This is a genomic window from Bacillus sp. HNG, from assembly GCF_003400205.1.
Lineage (GTDB): Bacteria > Bacillota > Bacilli > Bacillales > Bacillaceae_L > Ferdinandcohnia.
Map to the genome: position 1 here is coordinate 509,081 of NZ_QUQV01000001.1, position 14,361 is coordinate 523,441.

Here is a 14,361-nt window from a genome sequence, read left to right on the forward strand (position 1 = left end):
CCCCTTATTTACCCCTAGATAGTGCTCCATTCTGCCTCAAACAGGAAAATCTCCGCTTATTTTGAATATGGACAATTCATCATAATCAGAAGTAAGCAGGTTTGATCACAAAAATTCAAGAAATCCCATTTTACATATGACAAAGTTAGTGGGGTTTATATATATAAAACTCGCCGTTTGATGTGGCGAGTTTTCCTTTTTTATATTCCATTAACGATACCAATACTACTGTCATATCGGCACGTATTTTAAGACAAGCACCTCAAAACGGAACGGTTTTAAACGAATTCCTAGGGTTCTTATTAGGCTTTACTTGTATTCCATTCGGCTGGATTTTCTCTCCAGCTTTGAAGACTATCAATATCATCTTCAGTTACAACGTTTTTTTCTAAAGCTACTTCGAGTAGTATTGGATAATCAGTTAATGTATGTGCGGTTAGTTTTGCTGCTTGTAAACGTTCTGCAGCTGTTGGAAGCTGATAGGAAAATATAGCCACAATGCCTACTACTTCACACCCTGCTTCACGAAGGGCTTCAGCTGCTGTAATCGCACTACCTCCAGTTGAAATAAGGTCTTCAATCACAACTACTTTTTGCCCCTTCGTTACCTTACCTTCAATTTGATTTCCTTTGCCATGTGCTTTTGCTTTGCTACGAACATAGCACATCGGTAAATCTAATACATCACTTACCCAGGCTGCGTGCGGAATTCCTGCTGTTGCAGTTCCAGCTATTACTTCCACATCTGGGTAGTGAGTTTGAATCAATTCAGATAATCCTTTCGCTATTTCTCTACGAACATGTGGGAATGAAAGGGTCATACGATTGTCGCAATAAATAGGAGATTTCAATCCTGAAGACCACGTAAATGGTTCATTTGGCTGTAAAAATACCGCACCAATATCTAATAAATGTTCAGCTATTTCTTTATTCATACTTGTACCCCTTCCCATGCTGCTTTCATTTGTTTATATGCTTGTAATGGGTTATTCGCTCTTGTGATCGAACGACCGACAACAATTGCAGAAGATCCTAATTCTCGTGCCTTTTCAGGTGTAACAACCCGCGCTTGATCACCAACTTCATCAGATGCCTGACGAATTCCTGGTGTAACTGTCATAAAGTCGTTCCCTAGCTGGTTGTTAATGACTGGAACTTCAAGTGACGAACAGACAACTCCATCTAATCCGCTTTTTTTCGTTAATGTGGCATATTCAACAACTACATCTAGTAAATTACGTTCTATTAGTAATTCGTTTCTCATTACGTCTTCAGTTGTACTTGTAAGTTGAGTGACGGCAATACACTTAGGTCTTGATTGCCCGCTGGCTGTTCCAGCTTCAAGTCCTTCTCGAGCTGCTTCCATCATCTTCCGCCCTCCTGTAGCATGCACATTGACTAGGTCAACACCAAGTCCAGCTAGACGCTTCATGCTTGAATATACCGTGTTTGGAATATCATGAAGCTTTAAATCTAAGAAGACAGAATGGCCTTGCTCTTTTAAAAAATGAATCACTGGCGGGCCTTCCTGATAATATAATTCCATTCCAACCTTTACGAAAAGCTGTTCCTCTTGAAAGTCTGCTAGAAAATCTTTCGCAACTGTTAGACTTGGAAAATCAAGAGCGATTATGAGGGGACGTTTCATTATTTCCAGCTCCTTCCCTGACATTCAGATATATGATTAAATCCATATTTATCTAGTAAACTTGGAAGCTCCTCAATGATTGTTGGGCAGACGTATGGGTCAACAAAGTTCGCGGTACCGACAGCAACAGCACTTGCACCAGCATAGAAATATTCTAGTACATCTTCAGCTGTTTGAACTCCTCCCATTCCAATAATCGGAATAGACACGGCCTGACTTACCTCATGAATCATTCGAATAGCAACTGGTTTGATTGCCGGACCTGATAATCCACCTGTTTTATTCGCTAAAATCGGCTGCCCTGTTTTAAGGTCAATGCGCATTCCGATTAATGTATTAATCATCGTTAAACCATCTGCACCCGCTTCTTCTATCGCTTTTGCCATTTCCATGATGTTTGAAACATTTGGAGATAATTTTACATAAACCGGGACACTGGATGCTTCTTTCACATATCTTGTCAGCTCTGCCGCAATCTCTGGAATCGTACCGAAGGCGATTCCTCCTGTTTTAACATTCGGACACGAAATATTTAATTCAAGTGCATGAACATTTGGTGCTTTTGAAATTTCTTTTGCTACTTCGACATAGTCTTCAATTTGTGAACCCGCAACATTGGCGATAACTGGTACATCAAACTGCTCAAGCCATGGTAGCTCTTCAGACAAAACCTTCTCAAGCCCTGGGTTTTGTAATCCGATTGCATTCAACATTCCTGCACTCGTTTCTGCTACTCGTGGAGTTGCGTTTCCGAATCTTGGTTCAACGGTTGTTGCTTTGATCATAATCGCACCTAGCTCGTTTAAATCATAGAACTTCGAGTATTCTTTTCCGAATCCAAAACAACCAGATGCTGGCATAATGGGATTTTTTAATGATAAACCTGGTAGTTCAACTTGAAGTCTGTTCATAGTACCACCTCTCCAACCTTAAAGACAGGACCATCGCTGCAAACCTTCTTATAGGAAGACCCATCGGGGTCACTTTGAAGATGGCATACACATGCAAAACACGCGCCAATTCCGCAGCCCATTCGTTCTTCTAAAGAAATATATGCGTTTCGATCTGGATATTTATTTTCAAGTGCCTTAAGCATCGGTGTCGGACCACAGGAATAAAGGGTATCAAATGTGATTCCATACTGATTTATGACATCTGTCACAAACCCTTTAGTCCCGACAGACCCATCGACTGTGGCAATATGAGTTTTTCCTAACTCATTAAATTTTTCTTCATAAAAGACAGCGGCCCTTGTTTGAAATCCTAGTACATGGATAACATTTACACCTTTTGCAACTAATTGCTTTGATAATTCATAAAGAGGTGGAACGCCAATTCCTCCGCCGACAAGCAAAGCTGTCTCACCTTTTCTAACTTCATCTACCGGAAAACCATGTCCAAGGGGACCAAGGACGTCAACCGATTGGTCGATTTTTTTTTCAGAAAGGACTCTTGTTCCAAGTCCTTCCTTTCGGTAAATAAGTGTGCATTCTAAAGCTTCATGGTTAATATTTGCAATACTAATGGGTCTTCTTAACAATGGATCAATTCCATCACTTACCTTTACATGGACAAATTGCCCGGGTTCGCCCATTTCCTGCACTAAATCCCCTGCTAAGGTAAGCTCAAAAATATCGTCTGCAATTTGAGTGTGGCTGACAACCTTCATTTGTTCCTTTTTAATCATGAGTGTACCACCTCACGCTTTTGCACGTGAGAACCCATTGATTCACTTGAAAATGTCATTGATTCTAGCACTTTCACAATTGCTTTCGCTGTATCTAATGAAGTTAAGCATGCAACTCCATTTTCAACGGTTTCTCGGCGAATTCTAAAGCCATCTCTTGCAGGCTGCTTTCCTTTTGTTAATGTGTTAATGACGAATTGTGCTTTTCCTTGTCGGATAACATCAATTAGATTTGGTTTTTCCGAACCAATTTTATTAACAACTGTTACTGGGATATTCGCCTTTTGTATATAGCTAGCAGTACCACTTGTTGCAAGAAGTTGATAACCAATCGTATGGAATCGTTTTGCGATTTCTAGGGCTTCTTCCTTGTCTTTATCTGCTACAGTTATCAAAACAGAACCATATGTTGGAATTGTGATACCTGAAGCTACTAACCCTTTATATAAAGCTTTTTCTAGCGTATAATCTTTACCCATTACTTCCCCCGTTGATTTCATTTCAGGACCAAGGGAAATGTCCACATTGCGAAGCTTCGCAAACGAGAAGACTGGAACCTTTACGTACACTCCTTCACTTTCAGGGTGTAATCCTGTTTTGTATCCTAATGAAGGTAAGGAGTTTCCGAGAATAACCTTTGTTGCAATATTTGCCATTGGTACACCCGTAATTTTACTTAAAAACGGGACTGTACGGCTTGATCTTGGGTTTACCTCGATTACAAATACTTCTTCGTTATAGACTACAAATTGAATGTTTAATAGCCCGATAATCTTTAAACCTTTTGCAAGTGCGATTGTATGTTCAATGATTTGTTGTTTTACATGCTCTGATAATGTTTGAGGAGGATATACGGCAATTGAGTCGCCAGAGTGGACTCCAGCACGTTCGATATGCTCCATGATTCCTGGAATATAAACTGTTTCCCCATCAGAAATTGCATCTACTTCAATTTCTTTACCCGTTAAATAGCGGTCAATAAGAACCGGATGCTGCGGATTAATCTTCACCGCGTTTTCCATATAGTGAAGGAGCTCTTCTGTTTGATATACGATCTCCATTGCTCTTCCACCTAATACATATGATGGTCTTACAAGTACTGGGTAGCCGATGGCTTCAGCAATTACCACTGCTTCTTCTACAGATGTTGCGGTTTTTCCTTTTGGCTGTGGAATACCAAGTGAAATAACCGTTTGTTCAAATTTATCTCTGTTCTCTGCACGGTCTAGGTCTTCCAATGATGTACCTAAAATTTTAACGCCACGTTCTGCTAAAGCACTTGCTAGATTGATAGCTGTTTGACCACCAAACTGGACAACCACGCCTTCAGGCTGTTCAAGGTCAACGATGTGCATGACATCTTCGATTGTGAGTGGCTCAAAATAAAGCTTATCTGAAATACTGAAGTCCGTTGATACTGTTTCAGGGTTGTTGTTAATAATGATTGCTTCATAACCTGCTTGTTTAATTGCCCAAACTGAGTGAACTGTTGCATAATCAAACTCCACACCTTGGCCAATTCGGATTGGTCCAGAACCAAGAACGATGACACTTTTACGTTCCGTAACAATTGACTCATTTTCTTCTGCATACGTTCCGTAGTAATAAGGTGTCGCAGATTCAAACTCGGCTGCACATGTATCTACCATTTTATAAACCGGGAGGATCCCTGCTTGTTTACGGTTTTCATATATTTCTATTTCTGTTGTATTCCAAAGCTTTGCAATTATTTCATCAGCAAAGCCTCTCTTTTTCGCAAGTTTTAATGTTTCGAGGTCACCAACATTTTGACGTAATGTGTCTTCAAACTTAATAATATTTTCAAACTTTTGCAGGAAGAACAAATCAATTTCACACCATTCATGAATTTGCTGGATCGTGATGCCTCGTCTGATAGCCTCTGCAAGATAGAATAGACGTTCATCTCCTGCTTTGCGAATTCTTTTTTCAATTGTTGCAATATCAGCATTGGTTGCATCTTCAAGTTCTACATGGTACACTCCCGCTTCAAGGGAACGCACGGCTTTCAAAATGGATTCTTCAAAATTTCTTCCAATCGCCATGACTTCACCAGTAGCCTTCATTTGTGTACCCAGTCTTCGATTCGCAGACTCGAACTTATCAAATGGCCATCGTGGAATCTTTGTAACGATATAATCTAATGCAGGTTCAAAAGATGCATATGTTTTTCCTGTAACTGGGTTAATCATTTCATCAAGTGTTAACCCTACTGCAATTTTTGCCGCAAGCTTCGCAATCGGATAACCAGTAGCTTTCGATGCTAAAGCCGAAGAACGACTTACTCGAGGATTTACCTCAATAATATAGTAATTGAAACTTTTTGGATCAAGGGCTAGTTGTACATTACAGCCCCCTTCAATACCTAATGCACGAATGATTTTCAAAGATGTATTTCGCAAGAGCTGATACTCACGGTCACTCAATGTTTGACTTGGGGCAACAACAATTGAATCGCCAGTATGAATACCAACCGGATCGATGTTTTCCATATTACAAACCACAATTGCAGTATCAGCAGAATCACGCATTACTTCATATTCAATCTCTTTATAGCCCGCAATGCTTTTTTCTAAAAGACATTGAGTTACAGGACTATTTTTTAAACCACTTGATACAATTTCAATCAATTCTTCTTCGTTGTTACAAATACCGCCACCAGTACCTCCTAATGTGAAGGCTGGTCTTACAATTACAGGGTAGCCAACTTGGTCAACAAACCCATATGCCTCTTCTAAATTATGAATGATTTCACTATCTGGGACTGGCTCATTAAGCTCATTCATTAAACTACGGAATAAGTCACGATCTTCAGCTTGTTCAATTGCTGATAATGTCGTGCCTAATATTTCTACCCCACATTCTTCTAGTACGCCTGATTTTGAAAGCTCTACAGCCATATTTAAACCTGTTTGCCCTCCGAGTGTTGGAAGGATTGCATCTGGTCTTTCTTTTCGAATAATTTTACTTACAAATTCCAATGTTAATGGTTCTATATAAACCTTATCTGCAATTTCAACATCTGTCATAATGGTTGCAGGGTTTGAGTTTACTAAAATAACCTTATAGCCTTCTTCCCTAAGTGCTAAGCAGGCTTGTGTTCCTGCATAATCAAATTCTGCTGCTTGCCCAATGATGATTGGACCTGAACCGATTACTAATATAGAGTTAATGTCTAAACGTTTTGGCATAGCACTTCGCCCTCTTTCTTGAAGTTTTCAATCATCTGTAAAAAGTCGTTAAATAAGCTATTTGCATCCTCTGGTCCTGGCGAAGCCTCAGGGTGATACTGAACCGTAAAAGCTGGATAATCCAAATGGCGCAGTCCTTCTACAGTTCCATCATTAAGTGCTAGATACGTTACTTCAAGTCTAGTAGATGCTAATGATTCTTCTTTTACTGTATACCCATGGTTCTGAGAGGTAATGGCAACCTTGCCCGAAGCTAAGTGCTTAACTGGATGGTTAGAGCCTCTATGTCCAAATTTCATCTTTTCAGTGTCCGCTCCACATGCTAAAGCGAATAATTGATGACCTAAACAAATCCCAAAGAGTGGAACCTTTCCTAAAAGCCCATTAATCATAGTAATTGCTTCAGGTACATCTTTTGGATCCCCAGGGCCGTTACTTAACATGATTCCATCGGGATTTAAGCGAAGAATCTCTTCTGCTGTCACATTATATGGAACTACAATTACATCACAGTCGCGATTGTTTAATTCTCGTAAAATTCCATGCTTCATTCCGAAATCAACTAATACCACACGCTGTCCTCTACCAGGACTAGGATAAGAGCCCTTTGTTGAAACCTGTTTCACCTGGTCAGTAGGTAATGCTCTACCTTTTAATTGGTTGATAACTTCATTCACATCGACATCCATACCACAAATAGATCCCTTTAATGTCCCATATTGACGGATGATTCTTGTCAGCTTTCTTGTATCAATTCCTGAAAGTCCTGGAATGTTTTTTAATTTAAAATAATCGTCTAGACTAAATTGGCTTCTAAAATTTGAAGGGTGGTCACACACTTCATTTACAATAAAACCGTTTATAGCTGGGGTGATTGATTCAAAATCATCCCGATTTATGCCGTAGTTTCCTATCAAGGGGTAAGTTAAGGTTACAATTTGTCCACAATAGGATGGGTCAGATAATATTTCTTGATACCCTGTCATGCCAGTATTGAAAACAACCTCTCCAAATGTTTCTTCCCCGCTTCCAAATCCCTCTCCAACCATAATCGTTCCGTCTTCTAATATTAGTTGTCGTTTCATGCTAGCACACTTCCTTTCTGCCAAACAATGCTGCCATTTACGAGTGTCATGACTGGCCAACCTTTACATTCCCAGCCAACAAATGGTGTATTTTTTCCTTTTGATACAAAGTTTTCAGGATTGATTGTTTCTTTTGCATCTAAATCAATAACAGTTAAATCAGCATTTTTCCCAATTTCTAAGCTTCCAAATGGTAGCTTAAATGTGTTTGCTGGTTTGCTAGTTAAAAAGTCTACTAATTGCTTTAAGGTGATTTTATTCGTTTCGACAAAATGTGTATAAAGAAGTGGGAAAGCTGTCTCTAAGCCAACAATGCCAAATGGTGCTAAAGCCATCCCTTGAGCCTTTTCCTCATTTGAGTGCGGAGCATGATCGGTTGCGATAAAATCGATTGTTCCATCAAGCAGACCTTCAATAAGTGCTTCCAAATCTTCTTTTCCACGTAATGGAGGATTCATTTTATAATTTGTGTCAAGGCCTGAAATGTCGTTTTCACATAACAGTAAGTGATGTGGAGTAACCTCAGCAGTCACATGAATTCCTGCTCGCTTCGCATCTCTAATGACTCGCACAGACTCCTTTGTACTTACGTGACATACATGGTAGTGGCAGCCTGCGGCTTCAGCTAATAAAACATCCCTTGCAATATGTACAGATTCGCACACAGAAGGAATTCCGTTAATCCCATGCTTTTTCGAAAATTCACCTTCATGAACAGCCCCTTTATTAATGAGCGTATTTTCTTCACAATGAGCAACAATTGGCATATCTATAGCAGCCGCTTGCTTCATTGCTTCAAGCATCATTCCTGCTGATTGAATGCCAACACCGTCATCTGTAAATGCGAATGCTCCAGCTTCTTTTAATCCTTTCATATCTGTTATTTCTTCACCAAGCTCACGAATGGTGATAGACGCATATGGAAGGACATTAACATGAGCCGTATCTTTAATTCTTTGTTGTAGCCAGTTCATTTGCTCTACTGTATCTGGAACTGGTCTTGTATTTGGCATTGCTGCAATCGTTGTAAATCCACCTTTAGCAGCTGCAAGGCTTCCTGTTTCAATCGTTTCTTTATGTTCCCCACCAGGCTCGCGAAGGTGAACGTGGACATCAACAAGTCCAGCTGATACAAACTTTCCTTCTACATCAATAACCTCACTATTGGTTTGATCTAGACCCGCACCAATTGCTTCAATTAAACCTTCTCTGATTTTGATATCGGCAGCAATTAATTCACCATGTTCATTTAGAATCTTTGCGTCTTTTAGTATTGTGCTCATATTAAAATTCCTCCTTCTACCTGCTGTAAAACTCTTTTAAGTACGGCCATTCTTACAAATACACCATTTTCCATTTGCTTAAAAATCCTTGACTCTTTCGATTCGACTAATTCACTTGCCATTTCAACACCACGATTAATTGGTGCTGGATGCATAATGATGCTTCCTTTTTTCAAGTTTCTGCCCCGTTTTAACGTTAAGCCGTATTGTTCGTGATATTCTTCTTTCGTTAAGCCCATGGATGATTGATGACGTTCATGTTGAATCCGCAGAAGCATTACAACATCAGCTTGTTTAAGTCCTTCGTCGAGGTCTACATATTCACCATATGGATTTGTATGATCCTGCCACTCTAATGGAGCTGAAAAATAAACCTTTGCACCAAGTCTTGTTAAAGTTTGCGCATTTGATCTAGCTACTCGGCTATGACGGATATCGCCAACAATTAATACATTTATATCTTTGAATCTAGTAAACTCTTGTTTAATCGTTAATAAATCGAGGAGAGATTGTGTAGGGTGATGACCACATCCATCACCAGCATTAATGATTGGAATCGTGATACCATTCTTCAATTCGTTGAAATACTCATCTTCTGGATGACGAATCACAACTGCATTTGCACCAATTGATTGAAGTGTTTTTACGGTGTCATAAAGGCTTTCTCCTTTTTGAACACTTGAGGTCATTGCCTCTAAATGCAATACATCTGCACCTAATCTTTTTTCGGCAACTTCAAAACTAAAGCGTGTGCGCGTACTCGGTTCAAAGAAAAGATTAGCTACAAATGTTTGTTGATCAAGCTTCCATTTGCTCCCTTGGGCAAACAGTTCTGCATCAAAAAGGATACGGTCAATGTCTTCAATGCTTAATTCGGTCATCGTAAGTAAATGATTCATGTTCTCTCCTCCTAATCAAGTCCAATCTCTATAAAAAAACACCCTTACCAATATAAGGTAAGGGTGTATGGAACATGGTTTTGGTTAAAAAAGGGTACAGGAAAACATACCCCTCCTTCGCAAAAACCTTACACCCTTAATAACCTCTCTGGGTTATTTTAAAAGGTGTTGCATTTATGCAACAGAGTCATCATCCTCAAGATGAGTCTCATAGATATCTTCGTCTTCCTTCACTTCTCCACCAGGAAGAACGATGTTAAGTAAAACCCCAATAATTGCAGCCAAGGCCATACCGTGAATTTCAAAACCTACCACTTTGATGAAGGCTCCACCAATTCCGACGACAAGAATGACTGAGGAAATTACTAAGTTTCTGTTTTCACTAAGGTCTACCTTGCTATCGACTAACATTCGTAAACCAGAAGAAGCAATGATTCCGAATAACAGGATAGAAATTCCTCCCATAACCGGAGTTGGAATCGAACTGATTAACGCATTGATTGTTCCACTGAATCCAAAGAAAATCGCGACAACCGCTGCACCACCGATTACATAAACACTGAATACACGAGTGATCGCAAGGACGCCAATGTTTTCTCCATAAGTTGTGTTTGGTGGGCCACCAAGAAGTGATGCGATCATGGTTGCCACTCCATCTCCCATAATTGAGCGATGTAATCCTGGCTGTTTAATCAAGTCTTTTTGAACAACTTTACTTAATACCATTTGATGTCCGATATGCTCTGACAATGTCACAACCGCTACTGGAACGATTAAGGCAATCATGTCCATTGAAAAATGTGGTGTGTATGACACAAACGGGATAATAAAATCTGGCATTTCAATCAATTTTGCTTGTTTTACGGCTGTAAAATCAACCAATCCAATTGCTAACGCATAAATATATCCACCGATGATTCCGATTAACACCGGGATTAGATTTAAGAAACCTTTAAAGAAGATGGTTGCGATAATTACGATTGCGAGTGTAACTAATGCCACTGAAAAATGCTGTAGGCTATATGCGCCATTTGCATCATTCATTGCCATTCCTACTGCTGTACCCGCTAGGCTTAATCCGATAACGATAATGACCGGACCAACAACCACAGGTGGTAGAATTCGAACAAGCCATTTATGTCCTGTTGCTTTTATGATGAGTGCTACAACCCCATATACTAAACCTGCTAGTAGACTTGCCATCATTGCAGCGCCTGGACCGTCAGCTGCAATTGCTGTTTGAAGTGGGATGATAAAAGCAAAGGATGATCCTAAGTATGCAGGAACCTGACCCTTTGTAATGAGTAGGAATGCGAGTGTACCTAATCCACTGGAGATAAGCGCAACCCCAGGACTAATTCCTACTAGATACGGTACAAGAATTGTTGCACCGAACATTGCAAATAAATGTTGCAGGCTAAGTATTGCGAAGAGACCCGCTGATGGTTTTTCTTTTATGCCTAAAACAACCTTTTGGCTATCTTTCATTACCTTATTTCCTCCTCATGTTTAACATACCCAAAACAAAAAAATCTTTGTGCTTTTTACACAAAGAGGTACACATATCCCTTTACAAATTGAGAAGGAATGTTACCCCTTTGTTAGCCTCTCTGGACTACAATTAAAGGGTACTTATTTGTCTAGCTTCAGCGCCTAGAAACTCGAGAAACTTCAACTCCTCCTTCAGAAGCAAAGAACGCTTCTTTTGTCGGAGTCTCCAGTTTTCTCGTTTCTGAACAAGGCGCTTACGCATTTCGTTTTATTTTTTATGAATAGTTACCTGATCTGTTTTATCAATTTCTTCTAGTTCCACCACTATTTTTTCCGAGTTGGATGTTGGAATGTTTTTTCCAACATAATCAGCTCGAATTGGGAACTCTCGATGACCTCTATCAATTAAAACGGCTAGTTGAATCTGTGCAGGCCGTCCGATGTCAATTAGCGCATCTAATGCAGCTCGTACAGTTCTCCCAGTAAATAATACATCATCAACTAGGATGACTTTTTTATTCGTAATATCAACTGGTATATCAGAACCTTTAACAATCGGTTCTTGATCTGCTGTCTTTGTTGTTAAATCATCTCGATATAACGTGATATCTAGCTCACCAATGGCAATCTTTTTGCCTTCAATTTGTTCGATTCGATTTGCAATTCGTTTTGCCAAATAAATTCCCCTAGTCTTGATCCCAACGATTACACAATCCTCGATACCTTTATTTTTTTCAATGATTTCGTGAGCTACTCTTGTTAATGCTCTTCTAATTGCCTGATTGTCTAATACTACAGCTTTTTCAGTATCCGCCATTGTTACACCTCACTTACATTGAAAACTCCCTTATTTAACGAAAAAAGTCCTCCCACCGCTAGTGAGAGGACAAAGAGATTTTTACACAGAGATATAGTTATAGCTATCCCAATGTAATTTCCGTTTCCTTCTCAGCCTCACGGGACTGATTTTAAAGGGGCTCATTTAATTAAGTTAATTGTAAAGTGCATATCGAATTTTGTCAATCCTTTTACGCGACAAAATTTTAATGACGAAGTTTTTCAAGAAGCTCTTCAAAATATGCAGGTAGCGGTGCTTCAAATTCAAGATACTCATTCGTTCGAGGATGAACAAAGCCTAAAAGTCCTGCATGTAGTGCTTGTCCGTCAAGTTCTAATGTTTTTTTAGGTCCATACTTTGGATCACCCGCTAACGGATATCCAATATATTTCATATGAACACGAATTTGATGGGTCCTTCCTGTTTCAAGCTGACATTCAATAAAGGTAAAATCCTTATAACGCTCTAAAACATTAAAATGAGTAACGGCAACTTTACTGTTCTCATCTGTAACTGTCATGCTTTGACGGTCCTTTTTATCTCTTCCAATAGGAGCATCTATTGTTCCTTGGTCATGTGGTATTACTCCATGAACAATTGCTTTATATTTACGAGTTACTGTCTTTTCGACTAATTGATTTACTAAAGATTCATGAGCAATATCATTTTTTGCAACCATTAACAAACCTGAAGTATCTTTATCAATCCGATGGACAATCCCAGGGCGAAGTACTCCATTGATTCCCGATAAATCCTTGCAGTGAGCCATAAGACCATTTACAAGGGTGCCACTGACATGACCTGGCGCAGGATGCACGACCATCCCCTTTGGTTTATTGACAACAAGAACGTCCGCATCTTCATAATAAATATCTAAATTCATTTCTTCAGGAACCACATCAAGTGGTTCAGGATCTGGAATGTCAATTTTAATTTTGTCTCCAAGAATTGCTTTATAATTGGGTTTTACTTTATCCCCATTAACCGTAATGTTTCCATCCTTAATCCAAGTCTGAACTTGAGTTCTTGACCATTCTGAATTAAAGGCAGAGACAATTTTATCAATTCGGTCATTTTGCTGATGTTCCTCAATCGTTAGTTCGAATTGATTCATTTGATTTCTCCTTTTCCAATTTCCCTTCAAACAATGTTAATAGTAGGATTAAACCAACACCAATAACAAGTGCGGAATCGGCAATATTAAAAATTGGGAAATTATATGTGAAAATGTATGTATCTATAAAGTCGACAACTTCTTTACGAAAGATACGGTCGATAAAATTACCAATTGCACCTCCAAGCATAAATGAAAGCGCAACGCCAAATAAGCGCTGGTTTGGTTTGAGACGTTGTATGTACAGAACGAGCATAACAACAACGACTATGGTGATAATATAGAAGAACCACATTTGTCCCTGTAAAATCCCCCACGCTGCACCACGGTTACGATGCGAAGTTATGTACAAAAAGCTTGGAATAATTTCAATGGAATCCCCAAGTTCCATAAAACGGACAATTGTCCATTTTGTAACCTGGTCTAATAAAATTACAAATAAAGCTATTAAATAATAATACACGTAAACGCCCCCATGTTAACAAACTTTACCTTTCTGCATTTTAGCACATGATTGGACGGCTGTACAATTTATTTGAGGGATGAGGCAAGCAGAAGTAGAAGGTGCACCTTCACTTCTGCTACACTAAATATAGATGGTTTTCACGTTGTTGGGGTAGACAATTGTTTCTGTCATATAAATCAGTGAAGGAAAATTCAAAAATGGTACGAGCTGTCGGAAGAATCCGAAGCTTATGGATTGGAATTTCAGCACCTGTTTCTTCACAGATACCAAAGCTCCCGGAATTCATTTTATTTAATGCTCTTTCCACATCATACAGGTCTTCTTTAATATGATTGATGATAATTTTTTCTTTTTCAGATTGTTGGTTCTGAAAGAGTAATTCTTGACTTACCTCATATTGTGTTGACTGCATCAACCTTGATATTAGTTCCTTCTTCGTTAATTCTAACTCCGCTTTAATCTCTGCATACTGATCGTTCATTGGAACGCCTCCTTATCATGCTTTTGATTAAATGCATAAGAACATTTCTATTTCTATAAGGTAGTAAAGTTAGTGTTACCGATAAAGGTTTGTGTTAAAGCCAACAACTTTTTCCTGTAAGTTGAAAAAATGACGCGCGGAAATTAGTTTTATTTGAATA

At 39.1% G+C, this 14,361-nt stretch carries 13 protein-coding genes; all 13 read right to left on the bottom strand.

Translation table 11 applies throughout. From position 1 onward, the window contains the following. Window positions 1-302: 302 nt before the first annotated feature. The 13 genes from pyrE to DZB84_RS02435 all read right to left on the bottom strand — a co-directional run bounded on the left by pyrE (window position 303) and on the right by DZB84_RS02435 (window position 14,201). Window positions 303-935 (bottom strand): orotate phosphoribosyltransferase, encoded by a 633-nt coding sequence (pyrE, locus tag DZB84_RS02375; protein ID WP_116350637.1) that lies wholly within the window; start codon window positions 933-935, stop codon window positions 303-305. Further along, the gene (gene pyrF / locus DZB84_RS02380; protein ID WP_116350638.1) at window positions 932-1,648 is read right to left on the bottom strand and encodes an orotidine-5'-phosphate decarboxylase; all 717 of its coding nucleotides are present in this window, start codon (window positions 1,646-1,648) and stop codon (window positions 932-934) included. Before pyrF ends, pyrE begins: the two co-directional genes overlap by 4 nt. Beyond that, window positions 1,648-2,559, bottom strand: coding sequence for a dihydroorotate dehydrogenase (locus tag DZB84_RS02385; RefSeq protein ID WP_116350639.1), 912 nt, complete (start codon window positions 2,557-2,559; stop codon window positions 1,648-1,650). Before DZB84_RS02385 ends, pyrF begins: the two co-directional genes overlap by 1 nt. Next, complete coding sequence (locus DZB84_RS02390) at window positions 2,556-3,335, bottom strand: dihydroorotate dehydrogenase electron transfer subunit (protein WP_116350640.1); 780 nt, start codon at window positions 3,333-3,335, stop codon at window positions 2,556-2,558. The genes DZB84_RS02385 and DZB84_RS02390 overlap by 4 nt, the downstream gene beginning before the upstream one ends. Beyond that, window positions 3,332-6,544 (bottom strand): carbamoyl-phosphate synthase large subunit, encoded by a 3,213-nt coding sequence (gene carB, locus DZB84_RS02395; RefSeq protein WP_116350641.1) that lies wholly within the window; start codon window positions 6,542-6,544, stop codon window positions 3,332-3,334. Before carB ends, DZB84_RS02390 begins: the two co-directional genes overlap by 4 nt. Next, window positions 6,529-7,629, bottom strand: a complete 1,101-nt coding sequence (locus DZB84_RS02400) for a carbamoyl phosphate synthase small subunit (RefSeq protein ID WP_116350642.1) — start codon at window positions 7,627-7,629, stop codon at window positions 6,529-6,531. The genes carB and DZB84_RS02400 overlap by 16 nt, the downstream gene beginning before the upstream one ends. After that, window positions 7,626-8,912: a dihydroorotase gene (locus DZB84_RS02405; RefSeq protein ID WP_116350643.1), complete on the bottom strand. Its 1,287-nt coding sequence runs from the start codon at window positions 8,910-8,912 to the stop codon at window positions 7,626-7,628. Before DZB84_RS02405 ends, DZB84_RS02400 begins: the two co-directional genes overlap by 4 nt. Continuing rightward, on the bottom strand, window positions 8,909-9,811 hold the full coding sequence (locus tag DZB84_RS02410; protein WP_116350644.1) for an aspartate carbamoyltransferase catalytic subunit: 903 nt from the start codon (window positions 9,809-9,811) through the stop codon (window positions 8,909-8,911). The genes DZB84_RS02405 and DZB84_RS02410 overlap by 4 nt, the downstream gene beginning before the upstream one ends. A gap of 174 nt (window positions 9,812-9,985) precedes the next feature. Then, on the bottom strand, window positions 9,986-11,299 hold the full coding sequence (locus DZB84_RS02415) for a solute carrier family 23 protein (RefSeq protein WP_116350645.1): 1,314 nt from the start codon (window positions 11,297-11,299) through the stop codon (window positions 9,986-9,988). Window positions 11,300-11,570: 271 nt separating this feature from the next. After that, on the bottom strand, window positions 11,571-12,119 hold the full coding sequence (gene pyrR, locus DZB84_RS02420; protein ID WP_116350646.1) for a bifunctional pyr operon transcriptional regulator/uracil phosphoribosyltransferase PyrR: 549 nt from the start codon (window positions 12,117-12,119) through the stop codon (window positions 11,571-11,573). Between the two features lie 226 nt (window positions 12,120-12,345). Next, complete coding sequence (locus DZB84_RS02425; protein WP_116350647.1) at window positions 12,346-13,254, bottom strand: RluA family pseudouridine synthase; 909 nt, start codon at window positions 13,252-13,254, stop codon at window positions 12,346-12,348. Next, window positions 13,229-13,717 carry a signal peptidase II gene (lspA, locus tag DZB84_RS02430; protein ID WP_116350648.1) on the bottom strand — a complete coding sequence of 163 codons (489 nt, stop codon included), beginning with the start codon at window positions 13,715-13,717 and terminating at the stop codon, window positions 13,229-13,231. The genes DZB84_RS02425 and lspA overlap by 26 nt, the downstream gene beginning before the upstream one ends. A 118-nt stretch (window positions 13,718-13,835) precedes the next feature. After that, the gene (locus DZB84_RS02435) at window positions 13,836-14,201 is read right to left on the bottom strand and encodes a TraR/DksA C4-type zinc finger protein (protein WP_116350649.1); all 366 of its coding nucleotides are present in this window, start codon (window positions 14,199-14,201) and stop codon (window positions 13,836-13,838) included. Between the last annotated feature and the right edge of the window lie 160 nt (window positions 14,202-14,361).